The sequence below is a fragment of the Bradyrhizobium sp. USDA 326 genome, from assembly GCF_049739485.1.
Lineage (GTDB): Bacteria > Pseudomonadota > Alphaproteobacteria > Rhizobiales > Xanthobacteraceae > Bradyrhizobium.
This window is the reverse complement of the sequence record NZ_JBMGQA010000001.1, coordinates 3,785,648-3,806,403: the sequence shown is the minus strand read 5'-3', so window position 1 is coordinate 3,806,403 and position 20,756 is coordinate 3,785,648. Positions and strand designations below refer to the sequence as shown.

Sequence of the window (20,756 nt, the reverse complement as noted above, 5' to 3'; positions counted from 1 at the left end):
GAGGACTCTTCCGTCAACCTCTCAGATTTTGTGGCACGCTAATCTGAGACATCTAGTAGGCGAATGACCGTGCATCTCTATGATTCTCTAAACAGAGCTGTCGCAATCAGAGATGTCCTTGTCTCAGATGTGGGAGTGAGACTCGGAGCTGCCTTGAGGCGACGCCGCCCGCCCCATCAATGAAAGGGACAAAACCAGCCCGCGCGGCGGCGATTACCGCCGTTTCGAGCAGAATGCATTCGATGCGGCTTCCGACTTCCAGCGGTTCGCCCAGCACATCCGCTGGCCAGCTATTTTCTCGACTAGAGGATCCCCATTGAACACGTCAAGGCAGGCGGCGCAATCTAGCCACATACGCGGCGAGCAGGTTGATTTTCGTGCCAGCCAGACTTCAAAGTTCGTCGATTAAGTCGGCTTCGTATCGCCAGCCATCATGTAGGCCGAACGCCGACGGGCAACTATAGCGAACCACACGGTTCAATGACGGCAAACGCACTCCCGATTCTCATCAGGCACTTGGCATCGAGCTACGGCCGATACACTGAATGGAAACATCGAACCGTGCGCAGGTCGGAAAGTGGACAAGAGGGACATAAAACCCATGCAAATCTCTGCCTGCTGCCTGGCACGAAGAATGCAAGCCCCTCGACATGCCCAGTCTCTTCTGCTTGGGGATGTCCAGCTCAGCCAATTGACGCTGTCGCTGGCTAGGGAAGTTAGGGGCGCGTGACATAGAGGGGAGCGCCTGCCCGCGTGGGACAGCCGCGGGTGCCCCGTCGCGTCTCCGTAAACTTCTTGCGCTCGCTCATAGCAGGTTCAAGGTTACCGCTTTGAAAGATGTATGGATGAAACGCGATAGGCGGAGGATTATGAAGAGAATGTCGGGAAGACCCGCGCTATGGCTTCGCCTGGGCGGACTTTTAATCTGCCTAGGCTGGCCGGCTGCCATGAGCAACACTATTCGCGCCAGCGACAACCCCCTTGTCGAAAGACTTAAGTCAACTTGGCGAGCGCAAGATGGTGAGACGATAGAACAAATCATCTCGAATGTCTCGAAGGTGGCACAGTTCGTCCCTCAGATGTGGGGGGTCGCTGAACTCGGCGAAAGCGACCATGTTTTCGTTTCGTGGACCAGGCACCGAGACAACAAATCAGACGAACAGTACGCGATCACCTGGAAAGTCGCGCTCGACGGTACGACTGAGCTTGCGTCAACCTATGCGAAGCCGATGGAATTGGGCTGGCGTGCCCTAGCGCTCTCGTTGATCGCCAAAGAAGTCGCAGATGGTGAAAGGGACGCAAACCTTAGCTTTCTGCATGATCCAAGTAACTTCAACTTTGTGACTACGCCGCAAGGCCGGCTCGGCGATCTTCTGCGGCAGGGCCGATGCACTATCATTGAACCTGTTGGGGTAGACTACTTACCCAAGCAGAATGACAAGCCGAACGAGAAAGGCGATCTATGGCGCATTCTGCTCTTGGTGAATTGCGATATCCAAGGACCACGTTATTTTACACACAACGGGGTCATCACTTTTGAGAAGAGCGAAGGCCAAGATTGGGAGCCACAATCCTCTTTTGCCAAGCGCATCGCGAAATTTCCTCCGGGCTCCTGGTTCCAACGAACCGAGCCAAAGGAAGAGCAAGACTCAGGAGAGCGAAGGCCTTAGCAGACGGTCGCGCAGAGCAACACCGCACCGCAGCTGCCGCACGGTCGAACGCCTCGTACTAACTGCAAGAGACACGCGCTCTGCAGTTGCGTTGTTTAACGGCTCCGCAACAGTCCGCCTGCCTTTCTCGCAGCAGTTCGGCCCGTCGTACGGAAGGTCGAGCAGCACGATTGCGTTTTTCCGCCAGGTGTCGAGCTCAGTGGCGCGTACTAGTTTGCGAGATGTGGTTTGCCCGCCTGCACTCCACCCTGTTAGAGTACACCAACTGCGGGGGAACCAGCTCTCATGCATTCTTCACTAGAGCCCTTGGAGATGCCTCCGGCCAAGCCGATTCGGGGTGCGCGCCGCGCATCGTGTAATTGCGCGGCATACGCAGGAGCGTGAGCTTAGCGACTTTGAGCCGGCACTAGGGACCGATGCTGAGACGAAACAGGAAGTTACAGGGTAGCAACCCCGGGCATACCCGCTGAGCGCCTGCCAATTTCCGAGTGCGCAGGGCGGGAAGCTCCGGAGCAGTACGCAAGAACGTCGATTACCGCACTGACTCAGCCGTAGATTTCCTCGCACTCATTCGTCTGCACGTCATAGACCCGGATTTTAAGCATGGGAAACCGCCTTTTTAATTCTGCTCCACCTGCGGTGGCACCGTCTTTGGTTGCGAATTCGGCTCTGAGTTGGCCATCTACTTCAAGCGCGTAAGATGAGACCGGTACTTCCCGAACGACTGCGACCATGTCATTCCCATTATGTAGTGATGTGCTTTAGAATGATGTAGCTTGAGTCGGCTAAACCGCACCAGAGCTATTCACCCGAAGTACGCGATGGGCAAACACGTATTGTGGACTTAAACCTCACACGAATTGCATGGCACTCGCGATTGTCCGAACACGTGGGCAGCTTGCCCACGCCTGGTGCATCCACGGCAAAGCCCGCGGCTCAATATCGCAGCCTTTTCAATTCCTGGAGAAAACGGGCACTGATGCCAGCGCTCCTGGGTAAGTCACTTGAGATCGCGGGGAACCGTCACTACCGAAGAGCGGCGGCCCGTAGCGCCTGAGCCATAAACAGTTCAATTCTTGTACACACGTCTGGGCAGTAGCACTAACGACTATGGTGCCGCGCGGAGGAGCCAAATGCCATAATGCGATTGGTATCAACGATCATCTCGTCTGGCGTAACAAGGAACGGATTTGCGCGGTTTGCTCGAACAAGAAACCTTCATTTACGCGGCGAGCGTTGAGGCTGAACTCCATCACGTCTTTGTCTAAACCGGTCAGAGCGAGCCAGAGCAGATCCTTTTTGAGCATCTTTTTCGTGACAAGACTTTGGGGCGCATTTCCTCGCCCTCGTCGGAACTGTCCGGTTTGCCGATGGAAGTCGTCACCAACAATGGCAAGGTTGCTCCTCAACGCCTGACTCCGCCGCAAGCACCGACGCCTCATAGCCGCTCAATTTTTGCAAGGAGGGAGCACAGCGTTCCAAGGCTCGGGCTTGTCCAGCATCCCGAGTTCGGCGCCACGCGATGAGAATCTCCTCCTTACGTCCAGAGGGTACAGCACGCTCGCGGTGAGAGAGCCGCCGATGCTCGAAGGATACCGCCGCACGCACACGGGAAGAAATCTCTTGATCCTTACGCAGCGTCAGGTCGTAGGTTCGAACTCACGCGAAGCTCTCATAAGGCACACATCGAAGCCGGCGGAATGGACATCTGCGGTCGAGCAATCGAATGTATCGGCACCGTATCGTGCGCGTGAACATGGACCAGGAGCGAAAGGTTATTGTCGGGATGAAGCACCGCGGAATTATGTTCGCATTGATCGCTCTCATCACATCTCCGGTTTCCGCCGCGACACTCAGCGGTGCTCCGCGCATCCTCGACGGAAATACGATCCAGATCGAGAAAACCACCGTTCGGCTCTCAGGCATCGAAGCTCCTGAGACCGATCAGATTTGCCTCGACGCACAGGGCCAAAAATGGGCCTGCGGCGTAGCTGTTCGCGACGAGCTCATCAAGCATTCGAATGGACGAACGTGGGATTGTCATACCGGAAGAGTCGATGAGTATCGGCGAGCCCTCGGCAGCTGCTTCATCGAAGGCGAGGATATAAACGCCTGGATGGTACGCTCGGGCTTGGCACTATCGGCTTTTGCATCTCACCATACATACGTTGTTTATGAGTTGGTGGCCAGCACAGCCCATGCGGGGCTGTGGTCCGGCGCGTTCATCGCGCCCTGGGACTGGCGTCGCCGCAATAGGAGCACGATTATCGTGGGCGCGACGTCGGTTCCGGTCGACGCTCAGGAAGTCCTGCTTGGATCCGTCTTGCTATTGGAACCGCCGTCCCCCGAGTGCCCGATAAAAGGCACAGTCGAGCGCAGAGGCGAGCGCATTTATTACCTGCCAGGGCAACCCGGTTACGAACAAATCGACATGACGAAGAAGCGCGGCCAACGCTGGCTTTGCAGCGAAGCGGAAGCCGAAGCCACCGGGTGGCGTAAGGCCGTGCCATGAGGCGACACATGCAAGCAGCCCATTCTCAAGACATATACCATTTAGCCAAGCACGTGCGTTCGCGGCGGTCACTGTTGCTGTTTGCTGCTTCGACAGTTTTCCTGCGGTTCGGCAATAAGATTGTCGACGCGAAGGAAGCAAAAGGCCCGCCCAAGCCAAACAACGTACTCTCGCCAGATGCTGCCCTGAATCGGCTGCTGAACGGGAACGATCGTTATGTCCAGGGCGCACCACGAATCGACGATTTCAGGCGCGAGCGGCTGGTCTTGGTTGAGGGACAAAATCCATATGCGGCGGTTCTGAGCTGCGCCGACTCCCGTGTGGTCCCCGAACTTGTCTTCGACAGCGGACTAGGTGATCTGTTTGTCTGCCGCGTCGCCGGCAACTTCGCTAACGATGATACGCTCGCCAGTATGGAATACGCGGTTGCCATACTCAACACGCCGCTGATCCTCGTACTTGGCCACGATCATTGCGGTGCGATAGACGCCACGATCAAGTCGCTCCATGAAGATAAGCGGCCGCCGGGGCACATTTCATCCCTGGTCGCTGCACTTTCTCCTGCAGTGAAAGCAACTGGCGACCAAGCCGGCGACGCGTTCGCCCAAGCAACCCGACAAAATGTGATTGACAACGTCAACAAATTTAAATCGACGGGCCCGATTCTGAACGCCGCAGTCGAGCAGAACCGCCTGAAGGTCGTCGGGGGCGTGTATCGGATCGGCACCGGCAAGGTCGAGATTGTCAGCTGATGCCAGCACTTTCACACTCCGGCAAATCGTCTGCCGCCTAATACAGCGCATCTGTTCCGCGCAGTTTTGTTGGTCCATCGTCTACAACAAACACACCGGATACTATCCGCTCCACAATTGTCCTCGCTTCAGGACTCCTTAGATATGCGCGGCCTCTTAATTCTTCTCTTGTTATACGCACTCATGTTGGCAACGCGTGGCCAGCATCCAGAAACCCACATAGCGCGTCCGGCAGCATTCATTCCTCCTGGTTGAGCCGCCAACCCAATGGAGGTGGTTCAGGCAGCAGATCGCAATGCGAAGAATTGCAAGCTCTGCACTCCAGAGCACGCGACGATCCCGAGAGCTTCTCAGCTCTGAGCGGGCAAGGCATCCGCGGTCCTGCTTTTGTAACCGAGCTCAGCCAGGGCCGAGGATCAACAGAACAATCAGCATGACTCTTCGGCCTAGGGCTGAAGGCGACATGCTACCCGCATCAGTACCGGACGGCCTTCCTGCACCAGCCATTTGGGAGACCGCGACCGTCGGAAAGCCAGCGTCGCATCAATCATTCGTTAGATCGTCTCGTTCGCGTCCTCGATGACGAGCTCCACACGAGAAGAAACTCGAAGCTCACAAAGTGGCGTCCCCTGTACACGGAGGCTGGTCGGTTCTAAGCCGCGGCGAGACTTAGAGAATGTTTCTAGTTCTACCTGCACAGGTGACGTCGGTGCGTCAGCCATGTTTCAACCGCGCGCACCGCCTCTACAGGCCTGAAATCAGCTGGCAACCGCTTCCGAAATCAGGCTCTTGCACGGAGTCGCTTAGTGGGAACAGAGCACTAGCTTCAGATCGTGTGGCGCCTGGTCTGTCGTAACGCGCGTGGTGCGCCCATAGTTGTCGCGCAAATTTGGTAAGCTCGGCCAAGATCGGAAGCATTGGTAGATCGCCGAAGAAAAAGACGCTAGCGGCCGTAAGAGGGTCGGCCACTCAGGAATGTGCACGAACTTCTCGCGTCCGGCCCGACAGAACGTGGAACAGGCTCCTCTGTTGCTGGCAGCCCGGAAAGCCTCCGAAAACGTGTTCGTAACGCTTCGTCGCTGGCATGAGCGGGGCACTCTTGCAGTCACCTCGAGCCAGAGTTGATCGCTCAATCACAGCGTCTGGAGCCGCCGTGCGTTTCTTGAACACCTGGGGTCCGGAGGTCCGCTTCGAAGCAAGCGCTCACCAGCAGTCGCACGAGCAGCAATTTGGGCTGTTGGTCGCGTCAGGAGACCGGAGCGGCCCTTAAACTTAAGCAGGAACGTTGAGCCCGGTCCGTGGCGGTCGAGTCCGCCTCTGTGGTTTTCTATGCGGCTTGTTGAGTTAATGACATCTTGTGCATGAAAGCAAACACGGAGACACGCGCATTGTGCTGGCATGGCACGGGGGAGTGATCTCCGCGCGATTCAGACAAGCCCGGCAACCATGCTTGATGGCACGTCAATTGCTGGGAAGACGGGCAACAGGCCGCAGGCTTGGGCGCTCTCCCAAGCACAACTCAAGAATTCCAAACTTGGTTCGAGCCTGCCTGTCCCAAGTGTGACCACACGTTCATGTGGAGAAGACATGCACCGCAGTCCCCGATCAGCCGCCAGAGACCCAGTGCGGTAAAGGCGGATCGATGCCGCCGCAGCGTATCGGCTGCTTTGCCGGCCAGCCTGAATGCCAGCGAGAACAGCTATATCTCCGTCAGGCCTCAGGCCGCTTAACTTGGGAAGCTACCCTATTCAATCTCGTGCATTCGATGTCAACTGCGACAGCTTCGAGAATGCCGTCCTGCGGGTGCCAAATCACCTGGCCTCGCCATGCGCGCAGTCCATCCGAATGACATGCGGGGATGATCGGCTCAAGACACGGAGGATGATCTATGAACGCTCCACCAGAAAAGATAAGTTCCGGAACCCACGCCGCGGCTGCGACCTGGGCTAATCTGTCGCCACTACTCGTCGAGATCCGTGCGCGTCGCGACGAGTTTAGCCGCACGCAGAAGATTCCGAAAGAAATCATCGACGGCTTCAGACGAGTCGGCGTCTATCGGGCTATGGCTGCCAAGCGATTCGGCGGTGAGGAGCGAACGCCCGCCGATTTTTGTCGGCTGGTCGAGCGCATTTCCGAAACCGACGGCTCCGCCGGTTGGGTCGCCAGCTTCGGGGATGGAGCTCGCTACCTCGCTGCTCTTCCGGACGACACGCTTCGCAAAGTGTACGCCAATGGACCTGACGTGGTGTTGGCGGGTGCGCTTTTCCCGCTCCAACCCGCTAAGCGATGCGCCGACGGATTTATCGTGAACGGCGTGTGGCCATTCGCTAGCGGCTCACCAGAGGCGGATTTGATAGGAGTTGGTATCACGTTGGAAGACGATCCGAGCGGTGACCTCCCGCGTGTAGCGGTGATGCCGGCCGAGAAGGTGACAATTCGGCCCAATTGGGACGTCATCGGACTGCAAGGCACCGGAAGCCACGATGTCGTCGTCAGCGACGTCATTGTGCCAGAGGAATGGACCTTGATCCGCGGCGGTCCGCCGACACTTGATGGGCCGATCTATCGTTATCCTGCCGTCGCCTTCGCCGCGCAGGCGCATGCGATTGTCGGCATCGGGATTGCGCGCTCCGCAATAGACGACGTGATCGCCATGGCCGAAACCCGTGCCTCGATCACTGGAGCGCCCGTGAGGGCTGAGCGCGGCTATGTCCAGCTTGAAATCGCCAAAGCCGAAGCCATGCTACGTTCCGCTCGTTCCTTCTTTTACGAAGCCACGGAGGAGCTGTGGAAGGAAGCGCTCAAGGGTGAGGTAAATCTTGGCACCACGACGCTAATGCGGCTCGCCGCGACGAACGCAGCGCGGCAGGGGGCTGAGGTGTGCAGGATTGCGAGCGGTCTTGCTGGAACTGAGGCGCTCTATAGCACCAGCAATCTAGCACGGGCCATGTGCGACAGCTTCGTGGTTGCCCAGCACGCAGCTTTAAACGAGGGAACGCTCCAGAGCGCTGGCCGCGCCCTGCTCGGAAGTGCAATACAACCGGGCTTCCCATAAAGTGGGGCACGCACGGGCAAGCCACACGCCACGCCAACGGATTACCGCACTTGCGTGATGATGTGGTCTGCCGCTGAGGACATGGCCCCTTGTTTCAATGTGAACAAAGACACCGCTTGGCTCTCCCCCTTTGACCCCGCTCCATATCCCGGACTACCCATTCGTTGTCCAAACATACGAGCCCTCATAAGCCTCTTGGCCCCTGTCCGATCATTGACGTTGCCGGGCAGGATACACCTGAACTTTCTGCGCAACGGCTCGCCGTTCAACTCACGAACTCTCCAAACCACCCGCGCAAGCGGGCTCGACTCTCGCACTGGTTGCTTACTTGCCGCTTGCGGCGCACGGTGCGGAAGAAGCTCTCCGTGGCGCACTATCCTAGCACTCACCCTTGCGGCTCATCGATGCGGCACGCCAGCGCTGGCAACGGCCGTGCGACCTTAATCTAAAGCGTACTGTACACCCCCGAAATTCGATCAATCCGCTCTTGCCCGCTGCTGGCGACTCGGCACCGACGGCGCGGAAGAGACGCTCGGCCCGCATAAGGTCGCGTTCGCCCGGCCGGCTATCTTGCGGCTGAAGAGATCCCTGGCGCCCTCCAATACAGCCAGCCCTATGCCGTTTGGATGGAGTGATATCGGCAAGCCGGACCCGGTTTTCTGCGCCGGTGAAGCCGTGCGATCAGATTCGGCGTGACCGGCGTTAGATCCTGGCGAGTGTCGGTGGTAGAGGCCATGAGCGCGCGAGCGCCGTTCTGCTACATCGGCCGTTCGATCGCCACGGTAGCCCCACGGCCCTGCCTTCCTCAGGACCGCGTGGACCCGAGGACTGCGATGGCGCTGGCCGCTCCCGATGGATCGGCCGTGCACGCCGGCCCAATGGCAACCGCAGCCGCACTGGCTGTCCGGCTCGCGATAGCCGCTCGCCTTGATGATCACCGTTGTGCAGCTGTGGCCAGCATAGAGGCCGCTGGCTAGGCCATGAATGAGACGCTCGATATGAGTAGCCGCTAGGCACGCGTATTTTTGAGCAATACATCACCTTCCACTGCGCGCGGATAGTGAGCCGCCACTTCAAATGATGGCAACAAGTTAAGAATGGCTTGCAGGGACAACTGCCCTTCATAGAGCTCGCGGTCACTATATTCGGTGTAGATGAAGCGCGTGTTGCTCAAGGTCCGCATACCGCCGGCGATAACGTCGGCCTCGGCTCCCTGAACGTCCATCCAGATAAAATCGACTCCGTCCAGCTTGGCTTCGCTGCACCAGTCGTCCAGCCGCCGTGTCTCAACCGAGACAGGGTGATCAAAGCGGACCCAATCGTACTCGGTAAGATGGTTCTTTGGACGGCGTATTGAACCGGATAGGTCCCAATCTTTCGCATCGCCATCTGCATTGCTTGGATGGAAGTCGATCGTTCCGTTTCGATCACTGATGGCGATTTCAAACAGCTTCACCCTATTGAGGGATGAGCCAAGCTTCTTCTTGAAGCGCGCGATCGCTCGAGGATCCGGCTCAAAGCAGTAGAGCTGGGGTTGCGGGCACAGTTCTAGGAACTTTTGCGTATCAGCCCCGTCATTGCAGCCGATATCCAGGATGACTGGGTTCGGCTTCTGAAGAAGTGAGACGATGTGCTGATGTACTTCTACGGACGACACAGCTGCTTTTCCATGGTGCGCGGAGATCTGGTGAAATTTCGACTTCAAATCCGCCTTCACACGCCGGAAGCCGCCGCACAACGTATATCAAGGTATAAGATTCATTTATCCGCCAGTCCTCTTGATCCACGACAGCTGTTTGGATGCCATCGGCATCAACCGGAGAGGCTATCCCTCGCGATGCAGTTCTCGAACCTATTGTTGGAAAGTGCGGCCTCAGTGAGCCAGATCGTCCTCTTAGCTCTTTCGAGTTGCCGAAAGAGCGCCCTCGTTTGAGCGTCACCTGTCAGATATGGATACCAATTGCGCAGAATGTGCTCGGCCGACTGATGGCCGCCATCTCAGATTCGCTGCCAGTAGCTCCCGGCGGTCTTTCCCTCGGGCTCGTGGGCGAGGAACGAAGTCGGCGAAAGCCCCGACGCACGCATCGCTCGGCGCAATCAAGCTTTCGTGGCGCGTGCAACTTTCTTCAAGTGCTGTCGGCGGACGAATGACCAGGGTCAATTCGGTAGGCTTTGAGCGCCCTGCCACGGTTGGACACGGGCAATCCGATACAATTCGATGGTGACCTGCCTTGGAGCACGCCACCTCTTACAAGAACAGCACCCGATTTTCTCGAGATCGTTGCATACATATTCGCATGCACGAGTACGGAAAATTTTGCGAGCCGCTCTTCGATAAAGCTTGTAGACCGCACGCTTCGCCGGCCACACTACTAGATTGTACCGTCAGGTAATCATGTGCAATCCCGACGTCGTCGAAACCCGAGGCCTCTCGATCAGTGCAACCGCCGCCTGAGCAACGTTGAAGTGTCCCGGGGCTCTCTGCGGGTGTTTCGAAGGAGCGCAATGTCATTTTCACAACAGCCGGGCGGGCTGTGCACCTCAGCGGGTTTGCTTCCGGACAAACACACACGCTGCCCGGGCAATGCTTTTGCAGAACTAGAAGGATAGATCGCTCAGCGCATTTCTGGCCTGACTCTTGCTACAGTCTACTTGTCACATTGTGCCTAACTTCAACTGTTCAAACGCTCAGGAGACCTCTATGACTTTCCGTCCGCTTCACGACCGCGTCGTGGTCAAGCGCATCGACGCCGAAGAGAAGACCGCTGGCGGCATCATCATTCCCGACACTGCCAAGGAAAAGCCCTCCCAGGGCGAAGTCATTGCAGTTGGGCCGGGCGGCCGCGATGAGGCCGGCAAGCTAATTCCGATCGACATCGAAGTCGGTGAGCGGGTGCTGTTTGGCAAATGGTCCGGCACCGAGGTCAAGATCGATGGGCAAGACCTGTTGATCATGAAGGAGAGCGACATTATGGGCGTTCTCACCGATGTGTTCTCCAAGAAGAAAGTCGCCTAATCCTGGGCTCGCACAGCTCACCCTCCTGAGGAGAGCCCACCGGGGCGCTGAAGGATGAATTAAACGGAACTGAGGGAATTCTCTATGTCAGTCAAAGACGTGAAGTTCGGAGTAGATGCGAGAGATCGTATGCTGCGCGGCGTCGACATTCTCGCCAACGCCGTACAGGTTACGCTTGGTCCAAAGGGCCGCAACGTCGTGCTCGACAAGTCGTTTGGCGCGCCACGTATTACCAAGGACGGCGTTGCCGTTGCCAAGGACATCGAACTCGACGACAAGTTCGAGAACATGGGCGCCCAGATGGTGCGCGAAGTGGCTTCGAAAGCTGCGGATGCTGCCGGCGACGGCACCACCACCGCGACCGTCCTGGCCGCCGCAATCGTGCGTGAAGGCGCCAAGTCGGTCGCCGCCGGCATGAACCCGATGGACCTCAAGCGCGGTATCGACCTCGCGGTCGAAGCCGTCGTGGCCGACCTCGAGAAGAACTCGAAGAAGGTCACCTCGAACGACGAGATCGCCCAGGTCGGCACCATCTCGGCCAACGGCGATGCCGAGATCGGCAAGTTCCTCGCCGACGCCATGAAGAAGGTCGGCAACGAGGGCGTCATCACCGTCGAGGAAGCCAAGTCGCTCGAGACCGAGCTCGATGTGGTCGAGGGCATGCAGTTCGACCGCGGCTACATCTCGCCCTACTTCGTCACCAACGCCGACAAGATGCGCGTTGAGATGGACGACGCCTACATCCTCATCAACGAGAAGAAGCTCTCCTCGCTGAACGAGCTGCTGCCGCTGCTCGAGGCCGTGGTGCAGACCGGCAAGCCGCTGGTCATCGTCGCCGAGGACGTCGAGGGCGAAGCGCTCGCGACCCTGGTCGTGAACCGTCTGCGCGGCGGCCTGAAGGTCGCGGCCGTCAAGGCTCCGGGCTTCGGCGATCGCCGCAAGGCCATGCTGCAGGACATCGCGATCCTGACCGGCGGCCAGGCGATCTCGGAAGACCTCGGCATCAAGCTCGAGAACGTCACGCTCAACATGCTCGGTCGCGCCAAGAAGTTGATGATCGACAAGGAGAACACCACGATCGTCAACGGCGCCGGCCAGAAGGCCGACATCGAGGCGCGCGTGGCCCAGATCAAGGCGCAGATCGAGGAGACCACCTCGGACTACGACCGTGAGAAGCTCCAGGAGCGTCTCGCCAAGCTCGCGGGGGGCGTCGCGGTGATCCGCGTCGGCGGCGCGACCGAGGTCGAGGTGAAGGAGCGCAAGGATCGCATTGATGACGCGATGCATGCGACCCGCGCCGCGGTCGAGGAAGGCATCGTTCCGGGCGGCGGCGTCGCCTTGCTCCGTGCCTCCGAGCAGCTCAAGGGCCTGCGCACCAAGAACGACGACCAGAAGACCGGCGTCGAGATCGTGCGCAAAGCACTGTCTTGGCCGGCCCGCCAGATCGCGATCAATGCCGGCGAAGACGGTTCGATCGTGGTCGGCAAGGTGCTCGATAACGAGCAGTACTCTTTTGGCTTCGATGCGCAGACAGGCGAGTACGGCAACCTCCTCTCCAAAGGCATCATTGACCCGGCCAAGGTCGTGCGCATCGCGGTCCAGAACGCCTCCTCGGTGGCCGGGCTGCTGATCACAACGGAAGCGATGGTTGCCGAGCTGCCCAAGAAGGGCGGCGCTGGCCCCGCGATGCCTCCGGGCGGCGGCATGGGCGGCATGGACTTCTGATCCACCTTCTCAAGTTCTCGATGACATGCGAAACCCTGGCAATATTGTCAGGTTTTTTTTGCATCGAGCGGCAGGTAGCCCGTTGCCAGCCCCCGAAGGTCCGGCCCATCGGCCTATCCAATGTGCGCAGCGGCAGGACCCCGACTCAAATTTCATGTGCTTCGCGACGACAGTACCGCGTCCGGTACGACGATGGAGCCGGCTATTTTGACTCACGAAGCTGCGTCTGCTCATCCAAATGTTCGGACCCTTGCCGTGCGGTAGACCCGGCGCCGCCTGCCCGCTTTCGACCTCCTTGCCCACTTTCTTTACCTGTCGCGTAACTGGAAGCGACGAAATGCCTTTCGTGACGTTTGCGCACTTACATCTTTTGGCCTAAGGGCTTGTTTGAACCCGGAGAACATTCTCAAAAATCACAAGTATTTTGCGGAAAGTGCGCCGATTATTCTGCGCCTCATTTGGTCCTCGCGGACGGGGCTCCCCTCAACTCCCCTGCTGCGGAGCTCGGGGCAGGACATGCTTTAGAATGATCGCACACTAAAGTCCCAAGGCTTGCTTTGCGTCCAATCTATAGGGAATCCGATGGGAACGGTGGGGTGCTTTCCAAAAGAACTCGCCGGCGGGGCGGCCGCAAGACACTCCGGCCCTCGGCAATGTGCCTATACTGCGCCTGCATCCACACTATACCAATGTCTGGCCAAGGTAGCCGCTCGGATGAATTGGCACGAAACGCGGTCAGGATCATTGTGGTCTTTATGGCCATGCACACCCAAGCTTACGCCCAATTCGCCGAGACGCAGGAACGCTTAGCTGAAGGGCATGCAACTGCACGATACTCCAGTTTCATCGCTGAGCTCAGTCAGCTGAATTTCGCAGACGCGGATGACCGCCGAGCTTTCCCTCCGACCCTACACAGCATCTTGGCAAGGCATGGACTGTTCGGGCTCACCGCACCAAGAGAGCACGGCGGGTTAGCTCTCTCTTTGCAAGAGGCCATCGACCTCACCTCCGCCACGGCATCGTTCGATGTCTCCGCTGCGTCGACCCTCGTTATCCATAACTTCTTAGCTTTGCCCTGCATCGAAGCGGCACCGCACATACCCGCACAAGCCCATATCATTCGGGGTGCAACAAGCGGCGATCTCTGCGCTTTCGCTTTGACGGAGCCTGGAGCTGGTTCTGCCCCGAGACATATAAAGTCTGCGGCTTTCATGCACGAAGATAAAGTGCGTATCTCTGGCCGCAAAATCTGGATCGGCCTTGCTGACTGGGCTCGCTGGATCGTTTGCTTTGCGCGCGCGTCGGGACCCGATGCGAAAGGTCGGCTGGTTGGTGTACTCGTTGACAGACAGGCTCCAGGCCTAAAGGTCACGCACGAGCATCGTACACTCGGCCTACGTGGCATCATTCAGAATACCCTGGAGTTCCAGGACGTCGAGATGCCCCGTTCTTACGTGCTCTCTCGCCATCAAGACGGCTGGGGTGCGGCGGCATCTAGTATGAACCGCGGCCGCATCGGTGTGGCTGCTATGGGTCTTGGAGCCCTTGAGCGCGCTATCCAGGTAGCCGCCTCTTATGCAGGCCAGCGTCGGCTTGGTAAACTGCGCATGATCGAAAACAGTTACATTGAGCAGCTATTTGGACAGATGGTGCTGCGGCGGGAAGTAGTGAAGGCGATGCTAGCAGCATCCTGCCGACTTGTTTCAGCGCACGGTGCGCCGAACGTCCACCTTGCGTCGGCGACGAAGGTTTTGTCCTCAGAGTGGTGCGGCCTTGTCGCCGATCAATGCGTCCAGCTGTTAGGCGGCCGCGGCTACGATGAGGGAACGCCTTTGGCCAAAATCTACCGAGACGCTCGCATCCTCCGCATCTTCGAAGGTCCGACTGAGACGCTCCTATCGCATCTCGGCCGTTGCCTCCTCTCTAAAGCCACGCGCGACGAGATAGCCGATCTGTTTCGGTCGGTTGGGGCGGCATCAGTCCATGCTGCTGCAATTGACGAGCTCTCCGGGCTGAATGAGACTGACGGTGCCGTGCTGATCTATGCGGGTTGGCTCACCACATTGGGACTGGCAAAAGCTGTCATGTCTGCTGATTGCTTCTCAGCCTCAGATTGCGCCGCGGCGGCGGCTGACCTGGTCAGTTCTGAACTGGCATCTCTCCGCACTCGCATGCCGGCACGACACTCTGTCGAAACTCGCAGTCGGGCTAATCGGACACTCGCCACCTTTCTTCACGACGCGGCTTGCTCTATTCGCTCCCCTGTCTTCACAGACGACTACCTTAAATTGCTGCAGTATGTCTGACATCTCCCGCATGTCCGACGTCCTTCCACGCCGTGGTGCCGCGCGCGACGCGCAACTTCCGCAAGCGGAAAGGTCCGTGACAACTCTCACGTCTACATGCGGCACGCGCTGCTGTGAAGGCCTAACCTTCTCATTCCTGGCGGCACGCCGCGGCAGCGAAGGCTTTCGCGTTAAAGAGCACCCGATACCGCTCCCCGATCGGGGCTGGCGCCCGAGAAGGGTGGGCCGCCTCGATTCGCCCCGCGCTGCAAACATCGATAGGCGTGGTGTGTTTTAAGCGTCCTGCTGCCACCTTCTCGCTGGCACATGGCATATGCGAGTTTTCACGACCTCTTAAAGGAGGAGCTTGCGTCTGTAGTCAACGATACTTTTAAGTCAAACTTCCGCTAGGCGGGTGGCGGGGCTCAAGACGGGAGGGCCTCCCCGCACAGGCCGCTTTCGCTTGATGCATGGCGTCGGGTTCGTCAGGTTTCGGAAAGCTCGCCCATCTACATCGATGTTGAAGTTAGCAGCACGTGGTAGGGACAGCGCTTGCCCCGAGTATGCGTGGGGATTTTGGCGCCGAGTCACGTTTCTGCTAACTTCAACCAGTGGTGCGGGCGTGGCAGAGAGAAGATCTGATCCATCCAGTCCGGCCAGGGCCGAGTCGCCCCGCGCTGTTTCCGGCGTGAGACTGGATCAGATCCGCACTACGGGGCGGCCGTCTTCCAGATCAAGCTCAATGCCCGCATGCGCTCGCTCCGTCCAGGAGAAGGATCTCACCTCGCATTATTCGACAAGTCACTCCTCAACGACTTTGTAATCCAGCTCGGCGGAAAATCTCGACCGTGAGGCTCGGAACTGCATAGTGTTGTCACCGAGCTAGTTCGTGGCTGGGGGTTTCACCAAAGCCGGACGATACGGGAAGTGCGGCGACGCGACAAGGCGCCGGAGCTCGTGGCGAGTGAGGACTCGGTTTGGACGCCGGTGCGACTGCATGCAGTTGTCGGCGGCTGCAGCTATTTGGTTGGCGAATCAGTACAGAAGGACTGGCGAGAATTCCGAAGCAGTCGAACTACAGCTTGTGCCGGCTCTGTGGATGCCTGGTCACCGACCTTAGCCCTGAGCGCGATTGGGGTCGGGCATCGGAACCCACACGAGGAAGTTAGTCTAACGGGCCCTCGATCGTGCTCGAGTGCAAGGGCTTTGAGGCGGCGAGGACGCTGGCTCACGAACCTGAGTGATCGGACGACCTATATCGGCTGAACATTCTCCCCTCTCTGCACTACTTCCAGGAGCTTCCGTCGAGAGCACCGATCCAACATCCGAAGAACCGCGTCGACTGCACCATCTAGGGACGCGGCTGTCCCGCACCGACCGAGTAGGTTCCGCGCGGGGGCATCGGGTAAGGTCCGTTGCAACCTAGGAAGTCCTCACGTCACCCTTTGTGTGACGACAGTCGATATGTACATTTTGTTCGGGGGGCTCCTGTAGCGCTCCGCAAGACTCTTGAATAACTCTCCGACCTCATCTGAAGGAACAGAAAATTCCCCATAGTTAGGATCAAAAAGGGTCGTCGTTCCATTCGAGGTCACTGTCGCAATCATGTGGGCGCCACCTGCGGCGAAACGCAAGCTGACCAAATACATGGACGCATCCTGGGTGAGCTCCTTCACGATCTGGTCAATGCACGAAGATGTATCAAACCTATATCGCGTCTCTTCAGCAGACGGCTCTAAGCCAGCGTCGCGTAACGTTGTGTTTTTTGCCTGGAGGTTGTGAGACCCTTCCGCGCCACCGGTTTTCAATTGAGCCTTGAGCTCTTCGTACTGTTCCTGCCGACTTGCCGCTGAGCGGTGCTTTTCAGTGTCCGGGAGCAGAGCCCTCATTCGGGATGACGGGCTGCTTGGGAGATTAAGGAGCCACTCCGCTACCAATCCAACACAGATTCCGTTGACATTGGCTTCGGGCAATTCAGCAGTCCTGTAATCGAATAGAGCGCGGACAGGGCTATCGGCAGAGGATAACTCCGAGCTGGAGGACAGAGAGCTGTGGCGCGAGTTGCTTGGACTATAAACGATTGAATCTGAGGTATGTGGCTTGCTGAAGCAGAGCCCCATCCTGTCGATCAATTCGCCCGACGGCAGGCTCTCTCGTCGCGCGACTTCAGTGAGTGTTTGCGCAAATTCGGTACTATCTGCGGGCCTGATCGATCCGTCGGCTTGATCAGCGCGTGTGTATTGGCCATCGAGTCGATTATACATCCTGGTTCACCTGCTTCTTCGGCGCACGCGTCCTCAGGGAGAGCGCGCTGCTTACATCTTGCTGCGGATGATATCGCAGCAAACTGACGAAGAGCTGACCACCAACAAGCCTGGGGAAGCTACGGCCGCGGCGGCCAATTGGTTGCACGACAGTGCCACTCACGAGCGGGGCTGCAGGTGTGAGGTAGTGGCCGAACGGCTAGTTACTCTTGCACACTACGGAGGGCGCGCTTGGAATTGCAGATGCCGTCAGGATGATGGCTACGCTGGACAGCGCGACCGTCGGTTTGGTGGTCGATCTCACCTTTATCGTGTTGCGCCGCTCGGTCGCACAACTACGCCTCCAACAGTGCGCAATTCACGTCCCCGTGATCGGCCATCGGCGAGTGAGATGCTGTTGTTGCCGCTGACGTACCTTCAGCACAGATCCGAAACCCGGTTTGAATACAAATTACGATCTTGTTCACTCTACAAGAACTGGCGCAGACATTTCTCACGCCCATCAGTGTGCCGTTAGCCGCTCGGACGGCGGCATTTCAGGTTCAGCCCGCCTAAACACTGCAACAGTCGAGCGAGCCCGACATACACCCGCATGTGACACGTCATATCGGGAAGCCGAACCGGTGCTTGTGCGCCCGCTCGACCTCACCTTCTGCTCGCATTTTGTTAGCTCAGCCCGTCATGCTGTCGCGCTCATTTGCGCGAACAACGTTGCCGCATCGGAGGGACTTAATCCAACGACGCCTACGAAGCTCGGGGACGGCATCGGGATGTCTCGATAAGTGGGTCTCCACAAGTGAAGGCAATATCGGCTGTTATTCACGTACCTCGAATGTGGCGGATGCAGTTGCATGACGCACTCTTCTTCATCCCAGAACAAGTCTTTCACAAAGCACATCTCGTCCCAATTCGGACAACGCCGCGGGGTCGAAACAGCGACATGCTCCCAACCGGGACGGACAAACGCACTTATCTTAAGTTCACACCCACAAGGCCCCTGCACAAGGAACAGACCGGAAGGGCCTGACCCTGGAGCAGTAGCGAACCGGCCGTGTTGCACGCGGCCGGCCTCCAGCTTGTCTATCATCTGCGGTCGCACGCCCGCTCCTTTTCTTCTCGGATAGCCCTGACGTCTACGTAGATGACGCTGTCTCGTAACAAGTCAACCTGCTCGGTCCTCGGCCCAGCGTTCCTAAACCAATCTACAGCGCGCCATCCGCGAAAGCCGTAGATGTCTATCATCACTCACTCTCCTCTGATTATTGCTCTAAGACGTACTTCGCCCTCGGGCCGCCGGTCGCCTGAGCATGAGCGGTACCACTAATTGCGCGTCGGGCGAATTGAGCCGCCGATTGCACCTGGCGCTACTTATGTAAGTCCATCATTAAGTCTCTCCGAGGCGAAACAGTTTGTCATCCGTGCCAGGCAGTATTCACTGCTCATCGCCGGCAGAGCGCACATCCCGCATGAGCAGAAGAAATCGGCGACTCTGACGCGTCACCTCGTCTTCAATGAATTGGTCTTCATCATGGCACGCTGCCGTGTTGGCGAAACATCTAGAGCTCATGATGCTCGCGAAACCAGTAGTGGCACCAGATAGATCGGAGTTACATTGCTGCTTCGCGAGAGAGAGTACTTGATCACTCGACGGCCTCCTCGCCAAGGCTGAACAGGCCCAATGCGCCGTTTATGTGAAAATGGTTCAGCTTTATGGCTTCCAAATCGGCATACACATAGCCGCGGACGCCGGCATGCTCCGTTCTTCCAAATGGACCATCCGGCGGATCGCCTGCTATCTTGGTCGTAAGCTAACGGTCAGAAACAATGATTAGTCGATTTCATCGACTGCAACTGCGAATGTTGCCCGATTTTCCGCATCACTAAGATGCAGCTCCTAACGCGTTGTCTACGGCATGGCGCTCGCGAACCGCTCACCCTTTGCCGTTAATCAGGGTGTTGTTTCCGACATGAATGTCGCGACTCAGACGCCGCGCAACGGCTCCGTGTCACCAACCCACCGCATCAAACGCGCTGCAGACAGTTCTACCTCGTGGCATGTCGCTTGCTGTGCTGACAGAACGCGACCTCGCTGTAGCGAGGATGCACGAGCAATGAATCGGCCGAATCGTCGCCGCAACGAACATCGGTTCTGATGCCCCATGAAAAGAGGACTGCTAACTTATGAGTGATAGGAGTCATGCAAAGCTTGGCATTTTTCTGTTCACCGGCGCTCAGCGTAATGAAATGACTCATTGGCGCGCAACAAAGCGCCCAACGATCAAGCATTGCGGCACCGATCGTCCCTCCCGGCGAGCCCAGAAAAGGTGGAACTTGTGGCCTCTGGCCGCACTCCTCATAAATGCGCTGCTTTGGGCCGGGATCTACTTAGTCATCGCAGCGTTCTTCTGAAACACTCTCGCGCATGGCAACCGCGCGATGGACTTCTGGCGCCTCTCGCAACCGCGGGCCGCCACGGCTGCGAACAAACTCATGCCAAGGCGCTTCGCGCTCCTACCGGGATATACAATGCGCTGCTCCGGCGGAAGGAAATGTCGACGCATGACCCAGATGCCTCGAATTAGCGACACTGATGTGCCGCTGCCGCGCGACGAAGTGCCAAATTGACCTGTAGCAGCTCAACCCGTCCGCGGCGAGTGGCATCCGGGCTTCCAAGTGAGGCGCGACGGATCGACTGCAAGTGAGGACTAGTGCCAGTATTCCCCTTATGTGAAAGTTAGCTTTCGAGAAGCTGACGAAACAAGGTGACCTAAGGGAACGTTGGGCAGGCGGCTGGCTCGGGCCCCGTGCGTGTGGCATAGGACGGTCAGGCGTCTTGCCTTCTGGCTCTCTCAACGCTCCGTACAGGCGGCATTGACTTGCTTGCTGAGCGATATCTACCTAGCCAATGGGTCGGGTAGAGATCGACAGGCTGAGGCCTTATGGACCGTAGCGACGCTTTACAGCTCTTGCTCAGGCTACGTATCGTCCTCATTCTTGCGCATCTGCCACACGTGTGCACGCCACGCTAACTTGTCGTACTCCAGGGCAATCTTAAGCAGCCTGTCTTTGGCTTTTCCGTCGATGAGCGCTGCCGCTTTCTTTCGCGTTGCTTCCGCGCGGCCTCGCCAGTGATCGGGCTGGTACAGTTTACTTTTCGGATTCATGCCGAGAGCATGCAATCCGTAGATCAACGAATTGCGACACTGACGCTCCGTATAATCACGTAGGAGCGACGCTCGTGGCTCCGGCTGCCGAAGCAGTCAGTCCCCAGTCCACAGCAACCATTCAGAAACGGCTGAATGCGCATTGCAGACGATGCTCGTACGAAGAATGCACAGTCACCGACAGCTTCAGACCATTGCTCCCACCAAAAGACTTGAATCGCACGCTGCGTTAGATTGTAGGATTCTGGACAGGTGTGGATCACCTCTGACAATCAGTCGATTACTGATAGTTCACGAGCATTGGAAATGCCTC

11 protein-coding genes are annotated in these 20,756 nt (G+C 57.9%); 7 read left to right on the top strand and 4 right to left on the bottom strand.

Annotated elements, in window-relative coordinates; all coding sequences use genetic code 11:
• Positions 1–947 precede the first annotated feature (947 nt).
• The gene (locus ABIG06_RS17860) at positions 948–1,670 is read left to right on the top strand and encodes a nodulate formation efficiency C protein (RefSeq protein WP_245333206.1); all 723 of its coding nucleotides are present in this window, start codon (positions 948–950) and stop codon (positions 1,668–1,670) included.
• A gap of 1,160 nt (positions 1,671–2,830) precedes the next feature.
• Here the strand turns inward: ABIG06_RS17860 and ABIG06_RS17855 are convergent.
• Entirely contained in the window at positions 2,831–3,079 is a 249-nt protein-coding gene (locus ABIG06_RS17855; protein WP_124163825.1) for a hypothetical protein, read from the bottom strand.
• 317 nt (positions 3,080–3,396) lie between these two features.
• Between ABIG06_RS17855 and ABIG06_RS17850 the strand changes: the two genes are divergently transcribed.
• The 3 genes from ABIG06_RS17850 to ABIG06_RS17840 all read left to right on the top strand — a co-directional run bounded on the left by ABIG06_RS17850 (position 3,397) and on the right by ABIG06_RS17840 (position 7,989).
• Positions 3,397–4,182 (top strand): thermonuclease family protein, encoded by a 786-nt coding sequence (locus ABIG06_RS17850; protein WP_245333207.1) that lies wholly within the window; start codon positions 3,397–3,399, stop codon positions 4,180–4,182.
• 8 nt (positions 4,183–4,190) lie between these two features.
• Positions 4,191–4,934, top strand: a complete 744-nt coding sequence (locus tag ABIG06_RS17845; RefSeq protein WP_245333208.1) for a carbonic anhydrase — start codon at positions 4,191–4,193, stop codon at positions 4,932–4,934.
• 1,888 nt (positions 4,935–6,822) lie between these two features.
• A complete protein-coding gene (locus ABIG06_RS17840; protein ID WP_370137926.1) occupies positions 6,823–7,989 on the top strand; it encodes a flavin-dependent monooxygenase in 1,167 nt (388 codons plus the stop codon).
• A 1,009-nt stretch (positions 7,990–8,998) separates the two neighbouring features.
• On the opposite strand, the gene ABIG06_RS17835 is transcribed toward ABIG06_RS17840, so the two are convergent.
• Positions 8,999–9,646: an FkbM family methyltransferase gene (locus ABIG06_RS17835; RefSeq protein WP_124163670.1), complete on the bottom strand. Its 648-nt coding sequence runs from the start codon at positions 9,644–9,646 to the stop codon at positions 8,999–9,001.
• 1,044 nt (positions 9,647–10,690) lie between these two features.
• Here ABIG06_RS17835 and ABIG06_RS17830 point away from each other — a divergent pair.
• The 3 genes from ABIG06_RS17830 to ABIG06_RS17820 all read left to right on the top strand — a co-directional run bounded on the left by ABIG06_RS17830 (position 10,691) and on the right by ABIG06_RS17820 (position 15,036).
• Positions 10,691–11,005, top strand: a complete 315-nt coding sequence (locus ABIG06_RS17830; protein ID WP_074448393.1) for a co-chaperone GroES — start codon at positions 10,691–10,693, stop codon at positions 11,003–11,005.
• Positions 11,006–11,089: 84 nt separating this feature from the next.
• Positions 11,090–12,730, top strand: coding sequence for a chaperonin GroEL (groL, locus tag ABIG06_RS17825; protein ID WP_124163641.1), 1,641 nt, complete (start codon positions 11,090–11,092; stop codon positions 12,728–12,730).
• Between the two features lie 755 nt (positions 12,731–13,485).
• Positions 13,486–15,036 (top strand): acyl-CoA dehydrogenase family protein, encoded by a 1,551-nt coding sequence (locus ABIG06_RS17820; RefSeq protein WP_158626804.1) that lies wholly within the window; start codon positions 13,486–13,488, stop codon positions 15,034–15,036.
• A gap of 1,412 nt (positions 15,037–16,448) precedes the next feature.
• Here the strand turns inward: ABIG06_RS17820 and ABIG06_RS17815 are convergent.
• Together ABIG06_RS17815 and ABIG06_RS17810 are read right to left on the bottom strand one after the other, a co-directional pair.
• The gene (locus tag ABIG06_RS17815; protein ID WP_124163643.1) at positions 16,449–17,279 is read right to left on the bottom strand and encodes a YopT-type cysteine protease domain-containing protein; all 831 of its coding nucleotides are present in this window, start codon (positions 17,277–17,279) and stop codon (positions 16,449–16,451) included.
• Positions 17,280–17,958: 679 nt separating this feature from the next.
• A complete protein-coding gene (locus ABIG06_RS17810) occupies positions 17,959–18,366 on the bottom strand; it encodes a DUF7694 domain-containing protein (RefSeq protein ID WP_424578361.1) in 408 nt (135 codons plus the stop codon).
• Positions 18,367–20,756: the final 2,390 nt, after the last annotated feature.

Bases quoted from the DNA above. Each gene is read 5' to 3' on its own strand.
- ABIG06_RS17860 (WP_245333206.1), top strand. From the start codon at position 948: ATGAGCAACACTATTCGCGCCAGCGACAACCCCCTTGTCGAAAGACTT.
- ABIG06_RS17850 (WP_245333207.1), top strand. From the start codon at position 3,397: ATGTATCGGCACCGTATCGTGCGCGTGAACATGGACCAGGAGCGAAAG.
- ABIG06_RS17845 (WP_245333208.1), top strand. From the start codon at position 4,191: ATGCAAGCAGCCCATTCTCAAGACATATACCATTTAGCCAAGCACGTG.
- ABIG06_RS17840 (WP_370137926.1), top strand. From the start codon at position 6,823: ATGAACGCTCCACCAGAAAAGATAAGTTCCGGAACCCACGCCGCGGCT.
- ABIG06_RS17830 (WP_074448393.1), top strand. From the start codon at position 10,691: ATGACTTTCCGTCCGCTTCACGACCGCGTCGTGGTCAAGCGCATCGAC.
- groL (WP_124163641.1), top strand. From the start codon at position 11,090: ATGTCAGTCAAAGACGTGAAGTTCGGAGTAGATGCGAGAGATCGTATG.
- ABIG06_RS17820 (WP_158626804.1), top strand. From the start codon at position 13,486: ATGGCCATGCACACCCAAGCTTACGCCCAATTCGCCGAGACGCAGGAA.
- ABIG06_RS17815 (WP_124163643.1), bottom strand. From the start codon at position 17,279: ATGTATAATCGACTCGATGGCCAATACACACGCGCTGATCAAGCCGAC.
- ABIG06_RS17810 (WP_424578361.1), bottom strand. From the start codon at position 18,366: ATGATAGACAAGCTGGAGGCCGGCCGCGTGCAACACGGCCGGTTCGCT.